Below are 17,989 nucleotides of genomic sequence, written 5' to 3'. Positions count from 1 at the left end.
TCCGGTCTCCGGCGGAACGGGCACCCTCAGCCGCCCATCCGCTCGCGCAGGCTCTTGGAGCGCATGTCGGTCCAGACCTCTTCGATGTAGGCCAGGCACTCGGCTTTCCGACCGGTGCGGCCGACCTCCGACCACCCGGCGGGGACGGCCCGCTGGACGGGCCAGATGGAGTACTGCTCCTCGTGGTTGATCACGACCGTGTACTCGCGGTCGTCGTCGTCCTCGAACACGCGCTGCTCCTTGTCTGAGGTGCCTGAGAGGGTTGCGGGGGAGGTCACTCCAGCGCCGCGAGGAGCTCGGCGGCCTCCTCGTCGGTCATGCCGGCGACCCGCTCGGCGAGCGTGACCTCGATGTCGGCTGCGAGGTTGCGCACGGTGCGGCACTCGAAGAGGACCGCGACGGCCAGCTCGGTCCTGAAGTGCTCCCGGATCCGGGCGACGAGCTGCACGGCGATCAGCGAGTTGCCGCCGAGGTCGAAGAAGTCGTCGTCCACTCCGACCCTGTCGACGCCGAGGGAGTCCTGCCAGAACCCGCACAGCGCCCGCTGCGCCGCACTCGCCGGTTCCACGTACGGCGTGGCGAGGTTGCGCGCGGTGACCGCTGCGGCCCGCTGCGGAGCCTGGGCGATCTGCTCGCGCAGCGCCTCCCGGGTGACCCCGGCGGCCCGGCGCAGCCGCTCGCCCAGCCCGTCGGGGCACATGATGAGCTGCGGGCGCACACCGCTGCCGAGGATCTGCCGGAGGGCGGCCGAGCCGTCCTCCGGCTGGATGCCGAACTCCAGGTCGGCCTCGCGCAGCAGCCTCAGCTCCAGGTCGGTCGCGGCCGAGGGCGCCTCCCCGGCGACCGCCCCGGCCCCGGGGACGGCCGCCATGGCCTCGGCCTGACCGCCGGAGTCGTAGGCGAGGAGTGTGAAACCCTCGATCGCGACCAGCTCCCCGCCTTCGGCGTCCATGATCGTGATGTCGCTGCGGGTCATGTCGCCGGTGGTGTCGTCGCGGTGCCTGATGTGGCTGAACACCCGCTCGGGGAAGCGGCCCCGGACGACGATCCGGTCGTAGCCGAACGGCAGGAACCGCGCGTCGGCCGCGATGCTCTGGCCGAGCGCGTTGGCGCTGTCCAGCATCGACGGGTGCAGCCCGTACGAGGGCAGCTCCGCCAGGAAGGCGCCGGGCTGTTCGACGAGCACCAGCTCCGCGTCCTCGCCCTTCCACCGGCCGCGGATGTTGTCCCAGTGGGCGCCGACGGTGAGCCCGCCGATGACCGGGTCGTAGCCGGGGGTGTCCTCGACGTCGCACAGGGCGCGCAGGGTCCCGAGGTCGTGGGTGGGCCCCGGCTCCTGCGGCACCCGCCTGACCCTGGCCCTGGTGTACTCGGTCCGCGCCCCGTCGGCGGCGTCGCCGGCCGTGACGTCGTCGGCGTCGCCGATTGTCACGTGGTAGCCGCCCTCACCGTCGGGCCGGTAGACGACCCGGATGTTGCGGCTGTGCTCGAAGGTCAGCGGGCGCATGAACACGACGTCGCGGATCTCCATGTCGGCGTTCCCGGTGCCGAGCTCGAAGCCCGCCCTGATGATCTCCACCAGGCCGGTGCCGGGCATGGTGGGCAGCCCTTCGAGGCGGTGCTCGTCGACCTCCCAGTCCTCCTCCGACAGCCGCTTCACGAACACGATCTCGTCGGAGTAGAGCTGGTGCAGGCGGCTGTCGAGCAGCGGGTGGTCCACGGGCTCGTACCGGTCGCCGCGCTCGAAGTCGGTGAGCACGGCGGGCGCGTACGTGTCGTGGGCCATGCCGACGTTGAACCAGATCGGCCAGTTGATCGACAGCACCCGCGTGCGGCTCGCGGCCTTGGCGTGGGCGTAGGCGTCCATGACGGCGTTGGCCGCGCAGTAGTCGCCGAGGCCGAAGTCGCCGGAGACGACGGCGATCGACGAGTAGAGCACGAGCAGGTCGAGGGAGTCGCCGAAGACCTCCTCGATCGCGTACAGGCCGCCGACCTTGGGGGCGAAGACCTGGGCGGCGTCGTGCGGCGAGCGGGTCTCCAGCATGCCGCCGCCGGACACGCCCGCGGCGTGGAAGACGCCGTCGACCGGGCCGAACGCCTCCTCCGCGCGCCGCCTGACCTCGCGCATCGCGCCGACGTCGGCGACGTCGGCGGCGACGGTCAGCACGTCGTCACCGAGGTCGCGCACCTTGCGGATGCGGCGGGCGACCGCGTCGTCGCCGCCGTGCGCGGCCAGGTAGGCGTCCCAGTCCGCGCGCTCGGGCAGGCCGGTGCGGCCGACGAGGACGAGCTTGGCCCGGACGCGTTCGACGAGGTCGCGGGCGAGCACGAGGCCGAGGCCGCCCAGCCCGCCGGTGATCACGTAGACGCCGCCGTCGCGCAGCCCCGCCGAGGAGACGGGCCCGTCGAGGTCGATCCTGTCGTAGCCCCAGATCCAGCGCTTGCGGCCGCGGTAGGCGACCTGGTCCTCCTGGCCGCCGCCGGCGATCTCGGCGGCCAGCCGGAGCGCGTCGGCCGCCGCGTCACCCGTTCCGGAGAAGTCGACGCCGCGGCAGGTGACGCCGGTCAGCTCCTTGGGGACGAGCTTGATCAGGCCGAGCAGGGCGGCCTTGGCGGGCTCGACGGCGTCCTGGCCGGACACGTCGTTCATGTCGGTGGAGACCAGGACGAGATCGGCCTCGGGCGGGCCCCCGCGCCTGCGGGTGAGCGCCTGCAGCACGTTGAGCACGCTGTAGAAGCCCAGGTCGAGCCAGCCCTGCGGGCCGTCGGCGGAGTCCGCGGCCGACCAGCCGTGCACGATCGTCAGCCGGTCGGGGCCGGTGACGGCCTCCAGGAGGGCCGAGTGGTCGGACAGTTCCCTGGGGTCGACGGTGACGTCGCCGTCGGCGCCGGGCGGCACGGCCGAGACCACCGGGAGCCCGGCGGCGCGGCGGTGCCTGACCAGTTCCTCGGCGACGCCGCAGCCCGGTGAGAACACGATCCAGGGGCGCTCGTCGGCCGGCGCGGCGGCGGGGAGGGCGGTCTCCCGCCACACCGGCACGTAGTAGGGCCCGGTGTCCTTCGGCCCGGCGGCCTGGAGCTCCGAGCCGGGGTCGGGCTCGGCCCAGCAGCGCTGCCGCTCGTACGGGTAGGTGGGCAGCGGGATCCGCGAGCGCGGCTCGCCCGACCAGAACCTGTCCCAGTCGATCGTGCCGGATGCCTGCCACACCTGGCCGACGGCGGTCAGCAGGGCCGCCACGTCCGACTGGCGCTGCTGCGGGTGCCGCATGGCGGGCACGGCCAGTCCGGACAGCTCGGCGTCCAGGCGGCGCCTGGCCAGAGTCGTCAGCGTCGTCCCGGGGCCGACCTCGACCAGCACGCGGCGGCGGCCCTCGGTGAGCAGCCCGACCGCGTCGCCGAAGCGCACGCAGCGGCGCAGGTGCTCGCTCCAGTAGCGCGGGTCGGTCGCCTGCCCGGCGGTGACCCATGTCCCGGTGACGTTCGACACGTACGGCAGGGCCGGGGGCCGCGGCGCGAAGCCGGCGACCTCGGCCGCGAACTCGTCCAGGATCGGGTCCACCATCGCCGAGTGGAAGGCGTGCGAGGTGTGCAGCGGGCGGCCCTCGACGCCCTGCAGCGACAGCACCTCGCGCAGCTCGGCCACGGCCCCGGCGGGCCCGGACACCACGCACAGGTCGGGCGCGTTGACGGCCGCGAGGTCCACGCCGGGCACCAGCATCGGCACGAGCAGGTCCTCGGCGAGCGGTACCGCCAGCATGTCACCGCGCGGCAGCCCCTGCATGAGCGCGCCGCGCGCGACCACCAGGGCCATCGCCTCCTCGCGGGTGAACACCCCGGCCAGGCACGCGGCGACGTATTCGCCGATGCTGTGCCCGACCATGGCCGCGGGCTCGACGCCCCACGATCGCAGCAGGCAGGCCAGCGCGTACTCGACGGCGAACACCGCGGGCTGGGTGACGGCCGTCTCGTTCAGGTCTTCCCCGCCGAACAGCTTCTCGCGCAGGTCCCAGTCGTGGACGAGGGCCGCGCAGGCGTCGATCTCGGCGCGGAACACCGGCTCCGCGTCGTAGAGCTCCCTGCCCATCCCCGCGTACTGGGCGCCCTGACCGGGGAACATGAACACGACCTCGCGCTCGCCTCCGCGCGGCGGTGTCAGCGCCGGGTGCCCGGCGGGCGGCCCGGCGGCGAGCCGCTCGGCGGCGGCGGCCGGGTCGTCGGCGACGACGAAGCCGCGCGCGGCCCGCGCGGTACGGCCGACGCTGAGCGTGTGGGCGGCGTCCGCGAGGTCACCGGGCCGCTCCTCCAGGTGCCGCCCGACGAGTGCGCCGAGCGCCGTCAGCGCCGTCGGCGTCCGCGCCGACAGCGGGATCAGCCGGTACGGCCCCGCCGCCGACGCCGCGGGCCGGGCCGGGGCCTCCTCGACGATCATGTGTGCGTTCGTCCCGCCGACGCCGAACGAGCTGACCCCGGCGAGCAGCGGGTGCCCGTTCGGCTTCCACGGCGCCAGTTCGGTGTTGACGTAGAACGGTGAGGAGCCGAAGTCGATCGCCGGGTTCGGCTCCTCGAAGTTGAGGCTCGCCGGCAGCGCGCGCCGCGACAGGCACAGCACCGTCTTGATCAGCCCCGTGACGCCGGCGGCGGCGCCGAGGTGGCCGACGTTCGATTTGACCGACGCGATCGGCACGTCGCCGACCCGGCTGGTGTGCGCTCTGAACGCCTCGGTGAGCGCGTTGACCTCGATCGGGTCGCCGACGAGCGTTCCCGTCCCGTGCGCCTCGACATACCCGATGTCGGCCGCGCTCACCCCGGCCCGCGCGAGTGCGTCGGTGATCACCCGGACCTGGCCCTGCACGCTCGGCGCGGCGAACGCGCCCTTGGCGGAGCCGTCGTTGTTGATGGCCGAGCCGCGGATGACCGCGTGGATCGTGTCCCGGTCGGCGAGCGCGTCGTCCAGGCGCTTGAGCACGACGATGCCGACACCGCTGCCGAAGATCGTCCCCTTGGCCCTGGCGTCGAACACGCGGGCGTGCCCGTCGGGCGAGAAGATCCCGCCCTCCTCGTAGAAGTACCCGGAGATGCGCGGCAGCGGTTCGTCCACGCCGCCCGCCAGCGCGATCTCGCACTCGCCCGCCTGCAGTGCCCGGCAGGCCGTGTGCACCGCGACCAGCGACGTGGAGCACGCCGTCAGCGTCGTCAGCGCGGGCCCGCGGAGCCCCAGCCGGTACGCGGTCTGGGTGGCCACGTAGTCGCTGGTGTTGGACAGGTCGATGGCGAAGTGCCCCATCAGCCGGATCGCGTCCGCGTTGCGGATCACGTTCAGCTCCCGGTAGCGGTTGATGCCGACGCCGCCGAAGACGCCGATCCGGGCGTCGTAGCGGGCGGGGTCGTACCCGGCGTGCTGCAGCGCGCTGTCAGACGCCTCCAGGAACGCCCGGTGCTGCGGATCGAGGATCTCGGCCTCGCGGGTCGACATGCCGAAGTACGCGGGCTCGAAGTCCTCGGTCCCGGGGGCGATGGGGGCGGCCCTGACGTAGGTGGGGAACGCCAGGAGCTCGTCGGGCGTGCCCGCCGCGCGCAGTTCCTCGTCGGTGAAGAAGGTGATCGACTCGACCCCGGCCACCAGGTTCTGCCAGAACTCCTCGATGTCGTGCGCGCCGGGAAACCTCCCCGCCATGCCGACGATCGCCACATGATGTCTGGTCGTGCTCTCCACGTGCGCTCCTGATGTCGATCATCCGGGCACCGGCAGACTCAAGGCTGAGAGAGACCGCCGACCCCGGCAAGGCCGCGGGAGCCGGTTGGCGACAAGTCGCCAGCGGCGTTGACGGTCCGGCGTCACGCTTGGTGCGCTGGTCGGCGGTGCCGTCGCAGGGGCTCCGTCAGGCGTCCCCGCAGTGCCCTCGCCGGAAGGAGCGCCGCCACGTGGTGACCCCGCCCCCGCCCCCGCCCGTCACCGAGGGCCGCCGCCTGGGCACCGGATTCTGGATGTTGTGGGCCGCGTTCCTGGTGGCCAACTTGGGCACCGGGATCGGCTCGGTCGCCTTCCCCTGGCTGGCGACCTCGCTGACCAGGGAACCGTTGCTGATCGCGCTGATCGGGGTGGCGGCCGACCTGCCGTGGCTGCTGCTCAGCCTGCCGGTCGGTGCGATCGTCGACCGGGCCGACCACCGCCGCGTGCTCACCGTGACGCACTGGGGTCGCGCCGTCCTGGTCGGCGCCGTCGCCGCCGCCCTCTACACCGGCCGCATGTCGCTGGCCGTCCTGTACGTCGTCGCGTTCGTGCTCGGCGCCCTGACCGTCGCCAACGAGAACGCCGCGCAGACGATCCTTCCCCGGCTGGTCGGGCGGAGCCTGCTGCAGCGTGCCAACGCCCGGCTGACCGTCGCCGACACCACCGCGGGCGTGTTCGTCGGCCCGTGGGTCGGCGGCCTGCTCGTGGGGGTGGCGCTGGCGGTGCCGTTCACGGTGGACGCCGCGCTGTTCATGATCTCCGGGCTGCTCGTGCTGGCGCTGCCCGCGAGCCGGCCGGAGCGCCCGGAGGGCCCCCGGTCGATGCGCCGTGAGCTGGCCGAGGGACTGCGGTTCTTCTGGAACCACCGGCCGCTGCGCGCCCTCGGACTGCTGTTGTCCGCGCTGAACCTGGCCGGCGCCGTCGCCATCGCCACCCAGGTCCTGTTCGCGCAGGAGGTGCTCGGGCTGTCCGCCGTGCAGTACGGGCTGCTGTTCATGGTCGGGGCGGTCGGCGGCACGATCGGCGCGCAGGGGACGCCGTGGCTGGAGGCCAGGCTGGGGCCGCGCCGGGTACTGCTGCTGTCGCTGCTCGGCAGCGCGCTCGCGCTGACGGTCGTCGGACTGACCTCCAGCGGCATCGCGGTCGCGCTCGCCCTGGCCGTCAGCGCCGGACTGGGACTGGCGTGGAACATCATCACGATCAGCTACCGGCAGCGGATCGTGCCGGAACGGCTGCTCGGCCGCGTCAACAGCATCTACCGGCTCATCTCGTGGGGGCCGCTGCCGCTCGGCTCGGCGGCGGGCGGGCTGCTGGTGACGGCGGGCGAGGCCGTCGGCGGGCGCGAGTTCGGGCTGCGCACCCCCGTCCTGCTCGCCGCCGTCGCCATCGCGGCCCTCTTCGTGATCGCCTTCACCCGTCTGGACACGGGGCTGTGGAGCAGGACTGGGAGCGTGGACGATGCCGACGACGGCGGGTAACGGGATCGAGCTGGCCTACGAGGAGCACGGGGACCCCGGCGGGCCGCCCGTCCTGCTGGTGTCGCCGGCCGCGTCCGCGTCAGGCCTGTGGACCCTGCACCAGGTTCCCGCCCTGGTCGGGGCCGGGCACCGGGTGATCACATTCGACAACCGGGGCACCGCGCCGTCGTCGTGCCCGCCGGGGCCGTACCGGCTGGCGGACCTGGTCGAGGACACGGCCGGGTTGATCCGCGAGCTGGGATGCGGGCCGGTCGCGGTCGCCGGAGCCTCACTCGGCGCCATGGTCGCCCAGGAGCTGGCGCTCGCCCACCCCGAGCTGGTCACCGGTGTCGCGCTGCTCGGCACCCGGGCGCGCGCCGATTTCTTCCGCGCGAAGATGACGGCCGCCAGCGCCCGTCGCGTGCGGGTGGGCGACGCGCTCGACCCCGAGCACGCCGCCGTCGCCCTGATGTGCCAGCTCTTCTCACCGCGTACGCTCGCCGACGATCAGGTGGCCGCCGACTGGCTCGACGTGCTGACCGCCTTCCCGATCCGGGGCGAGGGGGCCGCACTGCAGTACGAGGCGACGCTGGCCGGCGACCGCCGGGACGCGCTCGCCGGAGTGCGGCGGCCCGCCCTGGTGGTGGCCTTCAGCGACGACCTGCTGATGCCCGCCTTCATGGGAAGGGAGACCGCCGGGGTCATCCCCGGCGCCACCTACGTGGAGATACCGGCCTGCGGCCACTACGGCTTCCTGGAACGCCCGTCGGTCGTGAACCGCGTCCTGGTGGACTTCCTCGGGCGGCTCTGAGCGGGCGTGCGGGAACGTCTCAGACCCAGCTGCGGCGCGTCGCCTCCGCGCCCGCCTGGAAGCGGCTCTCCACGCCCAGGCAGGCGAGCAGCTCCGAGACACGACGGCTGTAGGTCCGCGGCGAGATGCCCAGCCGGTTGCTGGCCGCCTGGTCGGTGGCGCCCGTCAGAAGCTGGAGCAGCACCGCCTGCAGGTGGTCGGGGAGGACGCGTCGAGCCGCGTCGTACCGGGAGCTGTCGTCCATGACCGCATTCCTCTCCGCGTGTCCGTCAGGGCCGGCGAGGGGTCTCCTCCGCCTGCCGGGCCGGATGACCAGTCCGAATCGGACGTTCCGTCACGGTACGCACATTGACAGTAATTGTCCTCTACGTCCGCTCTCGCCCCGCTCTCACACACTTTGACCTGCACGGATCATGATCACAGCTCGTCGCGGGCCTGCCTGGTCCTGGCCTCCCAGAGGGAGACCCCGATGTCGGCCCAGATCCGGGCCGCCTGGTCCAGGCAGTCCCTGGCGCACATCGTCTTGCCCTCCTCGGCGTAGCGGGTGCCGAGGTGGTGGAGGGTGAGAGCGCGCCCGTACCGGTCGCCGACGGCCACGAAGATCTCCAGCGCCCTGGCCAGCGCGCGGTGCGCTGCGTCCTTGTCGCCGCGCGCGCCGTACAGCGCGCCGAGGTGCACGAGCGTGAAACCTTCCCCGACGTCGTCGCCGCACTCGTGGAAGACCTCCAGGCTCCGCGTGAGCAGCGGTCCGGCGGCCTCCAGGTTCCCGATGGTCAGGTACAGCATTCCGAGGTGCCGCACGATCAGCGCCCCGCCCACCCGGTCGCCGAGCTCGGTGAAGAGGTCCAGGCTCTGCCGGTAGCAGTCCAGCGCGGCCTCGTAGCGGCCCAGGTCGCAGTGGACCAGGCCCAGCGTGCGCAGGGCACGGGCGGTGCCGCCTCGGTCGTCCAGCTCGGCGAAGACCGCCAGCGTACGGCGCAGCGAGCGCAGGGCGGTGCCGAGCCTGCCGGTCCTGGCATGGGCGAGGGCCGCCGTGGCACGGGCGTGCGCGGCGCAGCCCGGAGAGCCGAGCTCCGTGAAGATCTCGGCGGCGCCCTCGGCGCACTGCACGGCGTCCGGGTAGCGGTCGAGATCCAGGTGGTGCTCGCCGAGCGAGCGCAGCAGGTGCGCCTCCCCCAGCCGGTTCCCGGCCCGGCGCACGACGTCCAGCGCTCTGCGGTTGACGCCCAGCCACACGTCGGCGTGCCAGCGGCCCCCCAGGAACCGGCCGGCGCAGCAGCACAGCTCCCACGCCGGCTCGTCCAGGCCGCGGGCGCACAACTGGTCGCAGACCGCCACCAGCGTCTGCCGTTCCGACTCGAACCAGGCCATCGGATCGGCCATCAGCCGCCGCAGCTCTTCCTCCCGCAGCGGCACCCGCGGCGTCGCCCCCCGCCCGAGGGCCGCCCCTCCCGGCAACCGGGCCTGCGCCTGCTCGGCCATGAACAGGAACCGGCCGAACGCCCTGCGCAGCGCCGCGTCCAGTGACCCGGCCGACTCCTCGGCGGCGGCCCGATCCCGCGCGTACAGCCGGAGCAGGTCGTGGATGCGGTAGCGGACAGCGCCGGAATCCCCGTCGACGTGCGCGACGTCGATCAGGCGGGCCTCCACCAGGGTCTCCATCAGCTCCTCGGCGCGCTCGTCGGGCACGCCGAGGAGCGGCCCGGCCACCCAGCCGCCGAACGTGGGCGCCTCCAGCACGCCGAGCAGCCGGAACAGCCGCGCCGCGCGCTCGTCGATGCCCTCGTAGCTGAGCGCGACGCTGGCCCGCACACCCATGTCGCCCGCGTGCAGGGTGTCCAGCCGGTTGCGCTCGTCGGCCAGCAGGTCCACCAGGCGTGACAACCGCCAGTGGGGACGACCGCGCAGTCTCGCCCCCGCCACCCTGATCGCGAGCGGCAGCCGCCCGCAGAGCTGCACGATCCTGCGGGCGTCCGGCCCCGCCCCGGCCCGGTCCGGTCCGACGGTCCGGACGAGCAGCTCGACGGCCTCGTCCTCGGTCAGCACGTCCAGGTCGAAAGAGCGGGCGTTCTCCAGCCCGCCGAACCTGCGGCGACCGGTCACGATCACCGCGCAGCCGTGCCCTCCCGGCAGCAGCGGCCGGATCTGCGCCTCGCTGCCGGCGTTGTCCAGCACGAGCAGGACCCGGCGGTCGGCCATGTGCGCGCGGTAGAGGGCACTGCGCTCGGAGAGGTCGGCGGTGTCGCCGCCGTCCTCCACCCCCAGCCGGTCCAGCAACCGGGCCAGGACGACCGACGCGTCCGCGGGTCTCCTGTCCAGACCGCGCAGGTCGACGAAGAACTGGCCGTCCGGGAACCGCTCCTGGATCCGGTGCGCGACGTGCACGGCCACCGCCGTCTTGCCGGTCCCCGCCCGCCCCGACACCACGGCCACCGCCGGCACCGGGCCCGGCTCCGACAGCAGGCCGGCCATCTGCTCGACGACCGCGTCCCGGCCGGTGAACCCGGCGATGTCCGGCGGCAGTTCCCTGGGCCGCCGCGGGCGAGCCGCCCGCGGTCGCGGCGGCGCGAGCCCGGCGTCCGGCCGGTCCAGCCGGGACGCCGACAGCAGAATGTCGCGGTGCAGGTCCTGCAGCGGGCGCTGGGGTTCCACGCCCAGCTCGGCGACGATCAGCCGGTGTCCGTCCCGATACGTCTCCAGCGCCTCCGCCTGCCGTTCCGACCGGTAGAGGGCGAGCATGAGCTGGCCGCGCAGCCGCTCGTTGAAGGGGTGCCTGGCGACCCAGTCCTGCAGCTCGGGCACGACATCGCGGTGGCGGCCCAGGGCGAGCGCCGCCTCCATCCGCTCCTCGACCGCGAGCAGTCGCAGTTCCTCCAGCGCGGCGGCGGCCGACCGCACGGCGGCCACATCGACGTCACTGAACGCCGGGCCGCGCCAGAGCGCGAGCGACTCCTCCAGGAGATCGGCGGCGGCGGCCTTCGCCGCCTCGGTGCCGGCCTCGGCGAGCAGCGCCCGCGCGCGGCCGACGCCGTCCTCGAACCTGGCGAAGTCGAGCGCGTCCCGTTCGGCCTGCAGCAGGTAACCGCCCGGCCTGGTGACCAGCACCGCCCGGTTCTCGCTCCCCTGCCCCTCCCCGCCGTTCAGCAGGGTACGCAACCGCCAGACCCGGGTCTGCACCTGGCCGAGCGCCGTTTCCGGCGGGTCCTCCCACAACGCGCCGATGAGCTCCCGCACGGGGACCACGCGGCCGGTGTTGAGCAGCAGGATCGCCACAAGCGCACGCTGGGTGCTTCCCCCTGGGGACCGGGCCCGCCCCTCGACGATGATCTCCAAAGGGCCGAGCACACCGAACGCTATGGGACTCACGTGATCAATTACTCACGAAACGCGACACCCTGGGAAGACCTAGAGTGGACATGCCCGCCGAGGGTCGCCCGGCATTAATCGCCAAGCCACCGCCCCGGCCCTTGCTGGCGACAACTCGCCAACGCTCTTCCCGATCTCCTTTCCCACCCCGATCCTGCAGGTGGGCCCGGGACGAAAGGGGCGCGACGACACCCCGACCCGGCTGCAGCCGCAGGAGCAGGGGTGAGGTGTCGCGCATGACGACCGCGCAGGAGGTGCTCCGCTCGGCGATCCCCGGCACCCCCGTCGTCACCGCGGAGGTCTCCGTCCGCGGGCGTGCGCACGAGGTGCTGCTGAAGCTCGAGAGCGGCAACCCGACGGGCTCCATCAAGGACCGTACGGCCGCCGGCCTGCTGATGGCGCTCGACGCGGAACGACCGCTGCGGCCCGGCACGGTCGTGGTCGAGTCCACCTCCGGCAACCTCGGCCTCGGCCTGGCCCGGCTGCTCCACCACCTCGACTGCCGGTTCGTCGCCGTCGTCGATCCCAACACGCCGCGCGCCACCCGGCAGACGCTGGTGTCCGCGGGGGGCGAACTGCACGAGGTCACCGAACCCGACGGCCGCGGCGGCTACCTGCTGACCCGCCTGCGCGAGGTCCACCGGATCCTCAGCCGGAATCCCGGCTACCGGTGGACCGACCAGTACCACAACCCCGCCAACCCGCGGATCCACCGTGACACGACCGGCCCGGAGATCGCCGTGCACGGCGGCCGCGACCTCGACGCCGTCTACATCGCCGTCTCCACCGGCGGCACCCTCGCCGGGGTCGCCGGGCACCTGCACGCCCTCGACCGGGAGATCGCCGTCGTCGCCGTCGACGCCGTCGGCTCCCTCGCCACCGGTGACTCCACCGGCCCCCGCCTGATCAGCGGCATCGGCGCCAGCCGTCCCTCGGCCTTCCTCACCTCCGGCAGCTACGACCGCGCCCACCGCGTCCCCGATGCCGAGGCCGTGGCCGCCTGCCGGGTGTTCCGCGCCGACACCGGCGTGGCGCTCGGCGGCTCCAGCGGCAGCGTCGTCGCCGCCTGCCTGCGCGATCTGGCCTCCCCGCGTCCGCCGCGCCGTCCCCTGTGCCTGTGCGCCGACTCCGGCCTCGCCTACGCCGACACCCTGTACGACCACCGCTGGATCGCCACCCACGCCCTGACCACCCCCGTCGCCGAGGCCGAGTCACGTCTCCGCGCCAACGGCATCCGCTTCCGCCTGGAGGGCGCCTACCCATGACCGCTTCACATCGTGGCCGCCCGCAGGCGTCCCGCGTCCGCGGCCTGCTCCGTCCGGGGGTGGCCCGGACGTGAACCTGTTCACCGAATACCCCGAGACCGAACTGCGGTACCTGCCGCGGGCGGCGGTGATCGAGTGCTGTGCCGAAGTCGATCTGCTGGAGGTCGTCGAGGACGCGCTCGTGCGGCACGGGACCGGCCAGACGATCCTGCCCGAGGAGGCGTACCTGGGCTGGCGGACCGCCTCCGGAGCGGCGGCACGCGCGCTCGCGATGCCGGGCGGGCTGCGGGACGGCGACCGGCTCGTCCTCGGGTTGAAGACGATCAACAGCAGCCTGGGCAATCCCGCACTCGGGCTGGCCAGGTCGCAGGGCCTGCTGATGATGTTCGATCCCGACGTCGCCTGGCCCCGCACGGTCATGGAGTCGGCCTACCTGAGCGCCATGCGCACGGCCGCCGTCACCGCCGTGACCGCGCGGCTACTCGGCCGTCCCGGGATGAGCCGCGCCGCCGTTCTGGGCTGCGGCACCCTCGCCAAGGCGCACCTGGCGCTGCTCCCGGTCTCCGAGGTCTGCCTCTACGACCTGGACCGGGCGCGGGCGGAGGCGCTGGCGGAGGCCGTACGGGACGAGCTGGACGTGACCGTGGCCGACGACGCGGAGTCGTGCGTGCGCGACCGGGACCTCGTGATCACCGTGACGACGGTCACCGAGGGATACCTGCCCTACGAGTGGCTGAGCCCCGGGGCGCTCGTCGCGCACGTGTCACTCGACGACGTCCTGCCCGGCGTCGTGCGCGACGCGGCCCTGGTCGTCGTCGACGACTGGGACCTGGTCCGCCAGGACCGCCGGCGGCTGCTCGGCCGTCTCTACCGGGCCGGACGGCTGCTCGGGCCCGACGGCGGCGCGTGCCCCGGCGTCACCCCGGATCCGCGGGCCCGGCCGGTCGACACGACCCTGGCCCGCGTCCTCACCGGTGCCCACCCCGGCCGGGCGGACCCCGGCGACGTGATCCTCAGCAACCCGTTCGGCATGTCCATCCTCGACATCGCCCTGGGTCAGGCCGTGGAGGCGGTGGCCGCCCGACGCGGCGCCGGAATCCGCCTCCCCATGTGACCGGCCGGACCCGCACTCCCGTACCCCCGACAGGAGGCCCAGATGAGCAACGACCAGCTGACCCCGGGAACGACCGCCCCGCAGGCGGCGCCGCCCGGCGCCCGGCGTCCCGTGATGAGGGCGCTGATCGCCGTCAACGTGCTGGTCGCGGTCGCGGCCAGCGTCATGATCACCATCGCCGACGGCTTCGACCCCGGCCTGATCCTGCTGGACGGCGTCAGCCCGCTGCACGAATGGGGCGAGATGAGCGGCGAGGCTGTCGACGGCGGTGAGTACTGGCGCCTGTTCACCACCCTGTTCCTGCACTACGGCCTCCTGCACCTGTTCGCCAACATGGTCCTGCTCTGGCTCGCCGCCCGCCGTCTCGAACCGGCGCTCGGCTCGGTCCCGCTCCTGGTCACGTACGTGCTGTCCGGTTTCGGCGCGAGCCTGGCCGTGTACTACACCGCCCACGGATCCCTGACCGCCGGCGCCTCCGGAGCGGTCTTCGGTCTCTTCTCGGCTCTCCTGGTGGCCTGCCTCAAGCAGCGCCTCGACCTCTGGCTTCCCGCGATCCTTCTGGCCTTCGGCGTCGTCACCACCTTCGTCCTCCCCGGCATGTCCGTGGCGGCCCACGCCGGCGGCCTCCTGATCGGCGCGGTGGCCGCCCTCGCCCACACCTACGCGGCGGGCCTGCGCACCGCGATCCTCACCACGACGGCGGTCATCCTGGTGGTCCTCGCCGTCGCCGCCCGGTTCCTCTGACGGCCGTCCGGGACGGTGGGACACTATACAGCTAACCAAGCGCTTGCTACGTTCAATGCATGCTCCCCACGATCGTCTGGGGCACCGGCAACGTCGGCCGCGCGGCCATCCGCGCCGTCGACGCCCACCCGGCCCTGGAACTCTCGGCCGTGCTCGTCCACGACCCGGGCAAGGTCGGCCGCGACGCGGGCGACCTCGGCGACCTCGGCCACCCCCTGGGGATCGCGGCGAGCGATGACGTCGACGCGGCGCTGGCCGCCGGTCCCCGCGCAGTGGTGTACGCGGCCTCCGGCGACATCCGCCCCGACGAGGCCCTCGCCGACATCGTCAGGGCGATCCGGGCCGGAGCCGTGGTCGTCACCCCCTCGCTGTACGCCCTCTACGACCAGCGCAACGCCCCGCCGCAACTGCGGGATCCGATCCTCGCCGCCATCGCCGACGGCGGCGGCTCGCTGTTCGTCTCCGGCGTCGACCCCGGCTGGGGCAACGACGTGCTGCCGCTGCTGGTCAGCGGGCTCGGCACCGCCATCGACGTGATCCGCTGCCAGGAGATCTTCGACTACTCGACCTACGACCAGCCCGACTCCGTCCGGTACCTGGTCGGCATGGGCCAGCCGATGGACTACGAGCCGCCGATGATCGCGCCGACGGTCCCGACCATGGTGTGGGGCGGACAGGTACGGCTGATGGCCAGGGCCCTCGGCGTCGCACTCGACGAGATCCGCGAGACCGTGGACCGGCGCCCGCTCGACGCCACGGTGAGCACCAAGACGATGGGCGAGTTCGAGGCCGGCACCCAGGGCGCCGTCCGGTTCGAGGTGCAGGGCGTCGTGGGGGGCGAGCCCCGCATCGTCATCGAGCACGTCACCCGCATCCACCCGTCCTGCGCACCGGACTGGCCGACGCCGCCCGACGGCGAGGGGGCGCACCGGGTGGTCATCGAGGGCCGCCCGCGCATCGAGGTCACGGTCGAGGCCACCGACGAGGGCGGCAACCGGTCCGCGGGCGGGAACGCCACCGCGGTCGGCCGCCTGGTGAACGCCATCGACTGGCTCGCGGACGCGGAACCCGGTCTCTACGACGCGCTCGACGTCCCGCTGCGTCCGGCGACCGGCAGGCTCGGAAGGAAACGGCCATGAGAATCGACGTCCCCGAGGGCAAGGACGCGATCGGATACGTGTGGGGCGAGATGGTCCCCGGCATCGGCGTCGCCGCCTCGAACTTCTCCCTGGCGGTGTACGCCCACACGACCCTCGGACTGCGCGAGTTCGAGGCCGCGCGGCTGCGGATCGCGCAGATCAACGGCTGCGCCTTCTGTCTCGACTGGCGGACCGAGCGGGACGGGCAGAAGGTCGAGGAGGGGTTCGCCGACGCGGTGACCGGGTGGCGCACCACCGACGCCTTCGACGAGCGCACCCGGCTGGCCGCCGAGTACGCCGAACGGTACGCCCTCGACCACCACGGTCTCGACGACGAGTTCTGGAACCGGATGACCGCGCACTACAGCCAGCGCGAGATCGTGGAACTGAGCATGAGCATCGGCTCCTGGCTGGCGTTCGGCCGGCTCAACCACGTGCTGGGCCTCGACACCGTGTGCGTGCTACCGGGCGGCCCGTCACCCTCCACCACGCGGGCGGATACGCGTTGACCCGGCGCCTGCCCGGCACTCCGGGCAGGCGCCGGCCACGAATCACCATGGGCATGCAGTGAGCTGAGGCGCGAGAAAACATATACCCCGTTCTCGTTTTGTTGAGGGTGAGGAACCTCGCATGAGCAACACAGCCCAGGTCCGCAACAGCCCCGCAGACATCTCGCGCCGCAGGTTCATCGCTGGAACCGGCTCCATCCTGGGAGCCGCCGCCCTGACGGGTCACGCCTCCGCCCGGGCGGAGGCCGTACCCGCGGCGGCCCCGATCGCCACCGGCTCCCACGTCCCGGTCCTGGTGATCGGCACCGGCTACGGCGGCTCCGTCGCCGCCCTGCGTCTCGCCCAGGCGGGCGTCGACGTACACATGATCGAAATGGGCATGGCGTGGGACACGCCCGGCTCCGACGGCAAGATCTTCTGCAACACGCGCGAGCCCGACTACCGGTCCTACTGGCTGCGCACCAGGACCAAGGCACCCCTCAACTACTTCCTCGGATTCCCGATCGACAGGGACATCCCCCGCTACACCGGGATCCTCGACGCCGAGGACTTCGCCGGCATCACGGTCTACCAGGGCCGCGGCGTCGGCGGCGGTTCGCTGGTCAACGGCGGCATGGCCGTCACCCCCCGGCGCGAGAACTTCGGCGCGGTGCTCCCGTCGGTGAACGCCGACGAGATGTACGGCACCTACTACCCGCGCGCCAACGCCGAGCTCGGGGTCGGCACCGTCGACCCGGCCTGGTTCGACTCCACCGCCTGCTACCAGTACGCCCGGGTCGGCCGCAAGCACGCCCAGCGCTCCGGCTTCCCGTTCGTCTTCGTGCCCGACGTGTACGACTGGGACTACATGAAGCAGGAGGCGGCCGGGACCGTCACCCGCTCGGCGCTGGCCGGAGAGATCCTCTACGGCAACAACCACGGCAAGAAGTCGCTGCAGCAGACCTACCTCGCCCGGGCCAGGAGCACCGGCAGGGTCGCCATCTCACCGCTGCACAAGGTCACCTCGGTCGCCCCGGCGACCGGTGGCGGCTACACGGTCGTCATCGACCAGATCAGCACCGGCGGGGGCACCACGGCCACCAAGACCGTGACCGCGGACCGGGTGTTCTTCGCCGCCGGCAGCGTCGGCACCAGCAAGCTTCTGGTCAGGCTGAAGGCCACCGGCGCGCTGCCCGCCCTGAACGACGAGATCGGCAGGGGCTGGGGCGACAACGGCAACGTCATGTGCGGCCGCGCCAACCACATGTGGGATCCGACCGGCGCGCTCCAGTCGGCCATCCCCTGCTGCGGCATCGACAACTGGTCCGCCGGCGGCGCGTTCGCCGAGGTCGCGCCGCTGCCCACCGGGATCGAGACCTACGCCTCGTTCTACCTGTCGATCACCAACAACCCGAACCGCGCCCGGTTCTCCTGGAACGCCGCAACGGGCAGAGTCGACCTGGACTGGCAGGCCGCCTGGAAGCAGCCGTCCATCACCATGGCCAAGACGATCTTCGACAAGATCAACTCAAGGGAGGGGACGATCTACCGGACCGACCTCTTCGGCGTCTACAAGATCTGGGGCGACCACCTCACGTACCACCCGCTCGGCGGCGCGGTGCTGAACAGGGCCACCGACAACTACGGCCGCCTGACCGGCCATCCCGGCCTGTACGTCATCGACGGCTCGCTGATCCCGGGCAACACGAGCGTCAACCCGTTCGTCACCATCACGGCGCTCGCCGAACGGAACATCGAAAAGATCATCGCCACCGACCTGTGACGACGGCCTGATGCGGCGGCCGGCCACGGGCGCGTGTGGCCGGTCCGCCGAGGCCGCCGTCTCCGGGCCCGGATGCCCGTCCTGCGGGAGG

The 17,989-nt window shown here is 73.0% G+C and carries 12 protein-coding genes; 8 read left to right on the top strand and 4 right to left on the bottom strand.

The features are described 5' to 3' along the window. Positions 1-26: 26 nt before the first annotated feature. Together HS041_RS33645 and HS041_RS33640 are read right to left on the bottom strand one after the other, a co-directional pair. Positions 27-230: an MbtH family protein gene (locus HS041_RS33645; protein WP_196444878.1), complete on the bottom strand. Its 204-nt coding sequence runs from the start codon at positions 228-230 to the stop codon at positions 27-29. A gap of 44 nt (positions 231-274) precedes the next feature. After that, a complete protein-coding gene (locus HS041_RS33640) occupies positions 275-5,713 on the bottom strand; it encodes a type I polyketide synthase (protein WP_196444877.1) in 5,439 nt (1,812 codons plus the stop codon). Between the two features lie 209 nt (positions 5,714-5,922). Here HS041_RS33640 and HS041_RS33635 point away from each other — a divergent pair, with 209 nt between their 5' ends. Continuing rightward, positions 5,923-7,209 carry an MFS transporter gene (locus tag HS041_RS33635; protein ID WP_196444876.1) on the top strand — a complete coding sequence of 429 codons (1,287 nt, stop codon included), beginning with the start codon at positions 5,923-5,925 and terminating at the stop codon, positions 7,207-7,209. Continuing rightward, positions 7,190-7,999 carry an alpha/beta fold hydrolase gene (locus HS041_RS33630; RefSeq protein WP_196444875.1) on the top strand — a complete coding sequence of 270 codons (810 nt, stop codon included), beginning with the start codon at positions 7,190-7,192 and terminating at the stop codon, positions 7,997-7,999. The genes HS041_RS33635 and HS041_RS33630 overlap by 20 nt, the downstream gene beginning before the upstream one ends. 19 nt (positions 8,000-8,018) lie before the next feature. Here the strand turns inward: HS041_RS33630 and HS041_RS33625 are convergent, their stop codons facing one another. Continuing rightward, complete coding sequence (locus HS041_RS33625; protein WP_196444874.1) at positions 8,019-8,243, bottom strand: helix-turn-helix domain-containing protein; 225 nt, start codon at positions 8,241-8,243, stop codon at positions 8,019-8,021. 173 nt (positions 8,244-8,416) lie between these two features. Next, positions 8,417-11,272 carry an AfsR/SARP family transcriptional regulator gene (locus tag HS041_RS33620; protein ID WP_196444873.1) on the bottom strand — a complete coding sequence of 952 codons (2,856 nt, stop codon included), beginning with the start codon at positions 11,270-11,272 and terminating at the stop codon, positions 8,417-8,419. Positions 11,273-11,601: 329 nt separating this feature from the next. Between HS041_RS33620 and HS041_RS33615 the strand changes: the two genes are divergently transcribed. From HS041_RS33615 to HS041_RS33590, 6 genes are all read left to right on the top strand, one after another. Further along, on the top strand, positions 11,602-12,630 hold the full coding sequence (locus tag HS041_RS33615; protein ID WP_196444872.1) for a pyridoxal-phosphate dependent enzyme: 1,029 nt from the start codon (positions 11,602-11,604) through the stop codon (positions 12,628-12,630). 70 nt (positions 12,631-12,700) lie between these two features. Then, a complete protein-coding gene (locus tag HS041_RS33610) occupies positions 12,701-13,744 on the top strand; it encodes an ornithine cyclodeaminase (protein ID WP_307845572.1) in 1,044 nt (347 codons plus the stop codon). Between the two features lie 42 nt (positions 13,745-13,786). Further along, positions 13,787-14,488: a rhomboid family intramembrane serine protease gene (locus HS041_RS33605; RefSeq protein WP_196444871.1), complete on the top strand. Its 702-nt coding sequence runs from the start codon at positions 13,787-13,789 to the stop codon at positions 14,486-14,488. Between the two features lie 59 nt (positions 14,489-14,547). Then, the gene (locus HS041_RS33600) at positions 14,548-15,627 is read left to right on the top strand and encodes an NAD(P)H-dependent amine dehydrogenase family protein (protein ID WP_196444870.1); all 1,080 of its coding nucleotides are present in this window, start codon (positions 14,548-14,550) and stop codon (positions 15,625-15,627) included. Then, entirely contained in the window at positions 15,624-16,136 is a 513-nt protein-coding gene (locus tag HS041_RS33595) for a carboxymuconolactone decarboxylase family protein (protein ID WP_196444869.1), read from the top strand. The genes HS041_RS33600 and HS041_RS33595 overlap by 4 nt, the downstream gene beginning before the upstream one ends. Positions 16,137-16,257: 121 nt before the next feature. Next, complete coding sequence (locus HS041_RS33590; protein WP_196444868.1) at positions 16,258-17,898, top strand: GMC oxidoreductase; 1,641 nt, start codon at positions 16,258-16,260, stop codon at positions 17,896-17,898. Positions 17,899-17,989 lie beyond the last annotated feature (91 nt).

The organism is Planomonospora sp. ID67723 (genome assembly GCF_015711605.1).
In the GTDB taxonomy this organism is placed as follows: Bacteria; Actinomycetota; Actinomycetes; order Streptosporangiales; family Streptosporangiaceae; genus Planomonospora_A.
The sequence above is the reverse complement of the archived record's forward strand: the minus strand, read 5'-3'. Positions and strand labels throughout refer to the sequence as shown.